Origin of the sequence: Micromonospora parastrephiae (assembly GCF_016802865.1) — a bacterium.
GTDB lineage: Bacteria > Actinomycetota > Actinomycetes > Mycobacteriales > Micromonosporaceae > Micromonospora > Micromonospora parastrephiae.
In genome coordinates, this window is sequence record NZ_JAEVHM010000266.1 from 1 (window position 1) to 5,701 (window position 5,701).

Here is a 5,701-nt window from a genome sequence, read left to right on the forward strand (position 1 = left end):
GAGGCGGACCGTCCCGGCGTCCAGCCGAGCGCCCGGTCCAGCGTCGCCGCGCAGAACCCACCGCCCAGGGTCGCGGCGGCCATCAGCACCGCCCGCCGCTCGCCGTCGAGGTGGTCCACCTCCGCGCTCACGGCCCGGCGTACCGCCTCGGGGAGCGCCACCGGGTCCGCGCCCGCCGCGACCGACGCCACGTACGCGGCCGCGTGCCCCGGTCGGCCGCCCACCAGTGGCAGCAGCCGGTCGACCAGGGCCACCGGCTGCCCGGCCCGGGCCAGCAGGTGGCGCAGCAGCCGTCCGGACTGCACGGTGGCCAGCGGTCGGATCGGCACCAGCCAGGCGGGGCCGGGGCGGGTGTCGGCCCACTGCGGCTGGTGCACGGTGAGCACGGCCAGCGGCAACCCCCGCGTGGTGGCAGCGGTGAACAGCGCGTGCAGGAAGCGGCTCACCTCGGGCGCGGCCCGGTCCACGTCGTCCACCGCGACGATCAGCGGCCGGACGGCGGCCAGGCGCAGCAGGGCGTCCCGGCAGATCGCCGCGCCGGCCAGCGCCTCGATCGAGCCGTCCGGGGTGGCCAGCAACCGCTGCAACGCCGGAACCGCCTCCGCGACCCCGGTCGGCGAGAGCAGCGGCGTCAGGGCGGTGACCAGCCGGTCGCGGACCAGCGCCGGGCCGTCGCCGTGGCGGATCCCGGCGAGGCCGCGCAGCAGCTCCGCGACCGGCGCCAACACCTGATCCGGGTACGGCGGGCAGCTCACCACGCACCAGCGCACCGCGAGACCGTCCACGGTGTGCAGTGCCCGGGTCAGCTCGTGCAGCAGCCGGCTGCGGCCGCTGCCGGTCGGCCCGACCAGCGACATCCAGCGCGGTCGGTGCTCGCGGATCGCCCAGCTCAACTGGTCGGTGATGGCGGCCAGCTCGCGGCGGCGGCCGATCAGCGGGCCGTCGTGCCGGTCGGCGCCCGCACGTACCGGGCCGACCGCGTGCCAGACCGGCATCGGCGGCACCCGGCCGGCGACCGGCACCGGAGCCAGCGGGCGCTGGGCGATCAGCCCGGCGGTGGCCCGGGCGGTGGTCGCGCAGAGCGCGACGGCGCCGGGTGGCGCGTACTCCTGCAGGCGGGCCGCGGTGGTGATCACCGCGCCGCTGGCCACGCCATGGCCGCCGCTGACGGCGCCGCCCAGGTCGACGACGACCTCGCCGGTGGCGACACCGACGCGTACACGCAGCCTGCTGTCTCCGACCATCGGCCGGCGGTCCAGGGCGGCCTGGATCTCCAGTCCCGCGCGCACCGCCCGGTACGCGTCGAAGCCGTCGGAGTGCCGGGCGCCGAACAGTGCCATGACCGCGTCGCCGACGTACTTCTCGACCACCCCGTGCCAACGGTGCAGCACGGCGGCGACGGTGTCGAAGTAGGCCTGTTGCAGCTCCCGCACGTCCTCCGGGTCCAGTCGGTCCACCAGCGCGGTGGAGCCGACGATGTCGGCGAAGAGCACGGTTACCGTGCGTCGCTCCTCCGGCACCGGCCAGTGTTGGTTCGCGGTCCGCTGCGCGTCGGCGATGGTGGTGGTCATGGATTACGCACCGGCCTCTCCCTGCGCTGATGGCTGACGACCATCGGAGATTGGCATTCCTGGGCCGACAGGGGATCGGCAGAACGACGTATGTCGGCCACTCGCAACCTTTAGTCGCAATGTCGACGCGAGGAGTACCACAAGCGGCAGATGGCCGTAGAACGTTACGGGGGCGTGTGATTAGGCTGCGTTCCATGGCCAGCGATGTGGACACCGCACCGCTCGTGGGTCGAACCGAGCTGGTGCAGACGGTTCGGTCCGCGCTGCTCGGTGACGTCGCGCACGGGCAGACCGCCGCCGTCTTCCTGACCGGCGAGAGTGGTGTGGGCAAGACCCGGTTGCTCGGTGAGATCGGCGACCGGCTGCGTGACCAGGGCGCGCTGGTGCTGACCGGCAGTTGCCTGGACATCGGCGACGCCTCACCGCTGCACCCGCTGCTGCAGGCGCTGCGCCGCTTCGACGCCGACCTGTCCGCCTCGCAGGCCCGCACGTCCTCGGCGGTGCGGGGGCTTCTGCAGATGTTCGCCGAAGAGACCGCCGGCCCGGACGGCGCGGGTGCGCTGCTGGAGCGGGTCTCCCGAGGGCTGCACCTGATCGCCGAGGGTCGGCCGTTGGTGCTGATCCTCGACGACCTCCAGTGGGTCGACCGCAGCACCCGGCAGTTGCTGCTCTACCTGCTCGCCGGCCTGGGCGACCTCCAGCTGTCGGTGCTGGCCGCGGTACGCGCCGAGTCGTTGCAGGGCGCGCATCCGCTGCGCCGGGTGCTCACCGAGCTGCGTCGGTTGCGGACGGTGCGGGTGCTCGACCTGGCCCCACTGGACCGCGCCGACACCGCGGAACTCGCCGCGGCCGTGGTCGGCCGGGCCCTTTCCGCGGAGGCCGCCGAGCAGGTGTGGCAGCGTAGCGGCGGCAACCCGTTCGTCATCGAGGAGTTGGCCCGCGACCTGCGCGACGGCCGGGACGGGCTGTCCGAGACGTTGCGGGAGATCTTCCTCGACCGGGTCGACGCGCTTCCCCAGCACGCGCACGCGGTGGTGCACGCGGTGGCCGCCGGGGTGGAGCCGGTGCAGCACTGGTTGCTGGCCGAGGTGCTCCGGCTGCCGGAGAACGAGCTGATCGAGGCCGCCCGCGCCGCGGTGGCGCACCGCCTGCTGGTGGGCGCCGACGACGGCTACCGGCTGCGGCACCGCCTCGTCGCCGAGGTGCTCGCGCACGAGCTGCTGCCGGCCGAACGCTCCGGGCTGCACCGCCGCTACGCCGAGGCGTTGACCGCGGCGCCAGGCGAGTTGCACCAGGCCCGGCTGGCGCACCACTGGCGGCTGGCCGGCGAGCCGGCCCGGGCGTTGCCGGCGGCGGTGGCCGCGGCGCAGGAAGCCGAGCGGCTGCACGGTTACGCCGAGGCGCACCGGCACTGGTCGGCGGCGTTGCAGCTGGCCGGCGACTCCGGTTCGCTGGCCGTGGACCGGGTCGAGCTGCTCGGCAACGCGGCCGAGGCGGCCCACCACTGTGGGGAGCACGCCCGAGCGCTGGCCCTGCTGGAGGAGCTGGTCGCCGTGCGTGGCGGCGAGCCGAGCTGCGTGCTGCACATCCGCCGTGCCCGCTACCTGGCCGCCGCCGGGCGTTCGGCCTTGGCCGAGGAGGAGTACCAGCGGGCCCTGGAGGCGGCGGACTGCTCCCCGCGCGACCGGGCCACCGCCGCCGCCCGGCTGGCCGAGTTGCTGCTGCACCTGGGCCGCTACGCCGACGCCGGCCAGCGGGCCCGGGAGGCGTTGGCGTTGGCCGCCGACGCGGAGGACTCCGCCACCGAGGTGGTGCTGGCCAGCTCGGCGCTGGGCTTCAGCGACGCCTGCCTGGAGGACCCGGACGCCGGGCTGGCGGTGATGCGCGACGCCCTCGACACCGCCGAGCGCGCCGGCCAGCCCGAGGACGTGGCCTGCGCGTACCTGCACCTCGCGGAGCTGCTGACCGGGCCGCTGAACATCCTCGAAGAGGGTGTGGTGGTGGCCCGTCGCGGCGCCGAGCGGGTGGCCGAACTGGGGTTGGGCCGGACCTGGGAAACCCGGTTGCTGGCCATCGCCATCAACGGGCTGTTCCGGGTGGGCCAGTGGGCGGAGGCGGAGAAGGTGGTGGCCGCCGCGTTGCGGCACCGACCGTCCGGTGCGGACGCCGTCGAGCTGCTGCTGGCCCGGTGCCGGCTCTCGGTGGGCTACGGCGACATCGACGCCGCCAGCCGGGACCTCGACGCGGTGGCGACGTTGCTCGCCGGCGGCGGGGCGCGGCACGTCATTCCGCTGCTCACCCTGCGCGCGGGACTGGCCATGTGGGAGGGCCGGCACGACGTGGCGCGGCAGGCGGTGCAGCGGGGCCTGACCGAGAGCCGTTCCGACGACGTGACGATCCTGTCCGCGCTGGTCTGGCACGGTCTGCGCGCCGAGGCCGAGGCGCACGCCAGCCGTACCGTGGCGGTGGACCCGACGGCGGTGCGTCGGCTGCGCGACGTGGCCGAGCGGGTGGCTCGCAAGAGCGCGTCCGCCGCCGGCCCGGTGCGCTCGGTGGTGGACGCCTTCCTGGCACTGTGCGCCGCCGAGGTGAGCCGCCTCGACGGCAGCGACCCCGAGTTGTGGGCGGCCTCGGTCGCCGAGTGGGACCGGCGTAACCACCCCTATCCGGCGGCGTACTCGCGGCTGCGGCAGGCCGAGGCGTTGCTGGCGCGGCGCAGCCGGGTGGCCACCGCGGGCAAGCTGCTGCGTGCCGCGTACCAGGTGGCGCAGGGGTTGGGCGCGGTGCCGCTGACCTCGGAGATCCGGGAGCTGGCCGGGCGGGCCCGGGTGTCGCTGGAGGAACGCGACCAGGCCGACACCAGCCGTGGCGCCGCGTCGGGCGAGGCGGCCGACGACGAGTTGGCGGCGCTCACCGCGCGGGAGCGGGAGGTGCTCGCCCTGGTCGCCGAGGGGTTGACCAACAAGGAGATCGGTCAGCGGCTGTTCATCAGCGAGCGGACCATCGGCGTGCACGTCTCGCACATCTTCGACAAGTTGCAGGTCCGTACCCGTGTGCAGGCCAGCGCGATCCAGCTGCGCAACCGGCGCGGCTGACCGACCGGTCGGTCAACGGACGCCTGTGCGCGCCGGGATACGTCGTTCTACTGATCCGGCGCTCGGTGTCGGCTGAAAGGCTGAGTCCCGTCGACGGCGGCACGGGGGTGCCGCGGACCACCTGGAGGAGAGATGACCGAACCGGTCTGGGGGCCCGTGCACCGGGACATCGTCGACCTGCTCGCCGACCATCCCGCGGACGTGCCGGCCGTGGTCGATCACCTCACCAAACTCCAGGACATGCTGGTGCGGCTGCCTCCGTTGGAGGCGAGCTGCCCGCTGGCCGACTTCAACAAGCTCTACCTGACCATCACCAGCAGTGTGCTGGACGGCCTGTACGACGACCGCTTCGTCGACCCGGTGTTCCTCTCCCGGCTGGACGTCGAGTTCGCGGCGCGTTATTTCGACGCGATGCGGATGTGGACCGACTCCAGCCCCGGCACCCCGAAGGCGTGGTCGTGCCTGTTCGAGCGGATGCGCGGGCCGGACGCCCGCCCGTTGCCCTCGGCGGCGGCGGGTGTCAACGCGCACATCAACTTCGACCTGCCGTTCGCCTTGGTGACCACGTTCGACCATCTGGAGTCGGAACCGGTCGACGGCAGCGACCAGCACCACGACTACCTCGAGATCAACAACATCTTCGCCGACAAGATCCCCGGCCTGCGCCGGGGTTACCTGGAGCGGTGGCAGCTGCTCATCGACATGCTCAACGGCGACATCGACGACTGGTACCAGGGGGAACTGGTCGAGTACACCCGCGATGTCGCCTGGCGCAACGCGCAGAAGATCTGGCGGTGCCGGCACGATCCGGACGCCCGCGAGTGTGAGCGCACGCGGTTGGACGACAACGCCGCGGCGCTCGGCCGGTTGCTGCTCTCGCCCCTCGGGGCGTTTCTGCAGTAGCCGGGACGGGGGGTCCCCGCGCTCCGCCCCGTGGGGGGCGGCGGCGGAGCGCGGGGGCGCGTCCCGCTGCGTCAGCTCCGCCCACCCGCGCGGCCGTACGTCGGCCGTCGGGGAACAGCCGGTCGGCCCGGG

At 74.1% G+C, this 5,701-nt stretch carries 3 protein-coding genes; 2 read left to right on the forward strand and 1 reads right to left on the reverse strand.

Annotated elements, in window-relative coordinates; translation table 11 throughout:
• Positions 1–1,571 (reverse strand): adenylate/guanylate cyclase domain-containing protein (locus JNW91_RS28915; RefSeq protein WP_203178657.1); only part of this gene is annotated, 1,571 nt, incomplete at its 3' end.
• Positions 1,572–1,765: 194 nt separating this feature from the next.
• Between JNW91_RS28915 and JNW91_RS28920 the strand changes: the two genes are divergently transcribed.
• Both JNW91_RS28920 and JNW91_RS28925 read left to right on the forward strand, forming a co-directional pair.
• Positions 1,766–4,666 carry a helix-turn-helix transcriptional regulator gene (locus JNW91_RS28920; protein WP_203178658.1) on the forward strand — a complete coding sequence of 967 codons (2,901 nt, stop codon included), beginning with the start codon at positions 1,766–1,768 and terminating at the stop codon, positions 4,664–4,666.
• Between the two features lie 132 nt (positions 4,667–4,798).
• The gene (locus tag JNW91_RS28925; protein ID WP_203178659.1) at positions 4,799–5,569 is read left to right on the forward strand and encodes a DUF5995 family protein; all 771 of its coding nucleotides are present in this window, start codon (positions 4,799–4,801) and stop codon (positions 5,567–5,569) included.
• Positions 5,570–5,701: the final 132 nt, after the last annotated feature.

Bases quoted from the DNA above. Each gene is read 5' to 3' on its own strand.
- JNW91_RS28925 (WP_203178659.1), top strand. From the start codon at position 4,799: ATGACCGAACCGGTCTGGGGGCCCGTGCACCGGGACATCGTCGACCTG.
- JNW91_RS28920 (WP_203178658.1), top strand. From the start codon at position 1,766: ATGGCCAGCGATGTGGACACCGCACCGCTCGTGGGTCGAACCGAGCTG.